Raw genomic sequence first — 378 nt, 5'->3', positions numbered from 1 at the left:
TTAATGTACCAGCGCTTGCGCCTCTCAATACATCTGTTGCGAAAGAGAATTCAACCACGCCAGTGTTGTTGGCATTGGTGTTATTGATTGACATAGTCGTCAATGGCGCTTGCAAGTTTTCAATTGCGGCCACGTTAGACACTGAAGTGATGCGATTAACCGAAACTTCTTTAACGTTCGTCGCATCTTGCAAATCCAATGTGGTAACCGCATTGTTAGAGATATTGCCTGCTGATGAAGAACCGGAGAATGTCAAATCCAACACGTTGATGTTGTTCAATTTTGGTGTAATGACGGTACCGCCGTTGTCATTCGCGTTACCCAAAGTGGCTGTCAATTTGTTGACGGTACCTGTACCTGTCAAGACGTCTTCGTCTT

General features: G+C 44.7%; 1 protein-coding gene. It reads right to left on the bottom strand.

The annotated features are described in order from the left end of the window. On the bottom strand, nucleotides 1–378 hold a 378-nt coding region (locus ACO0KZ_RS20485; protein ID WP_422998639.1), incomplete at both ends, for a hypothetical protein.

Origin of the sequence: Undibacterium sp. Di24W, assembly GCF_049340325.1 — a bacterium.
Lineage (GTDB): Bacteria > Pseudomonadota > Gammaproteobacteria > Burkholderiales > Burkholderiaceae_D > Undibacterium.
This window is presented reverse-complemented; position numbering and strand designations above follow the sequence as displayed.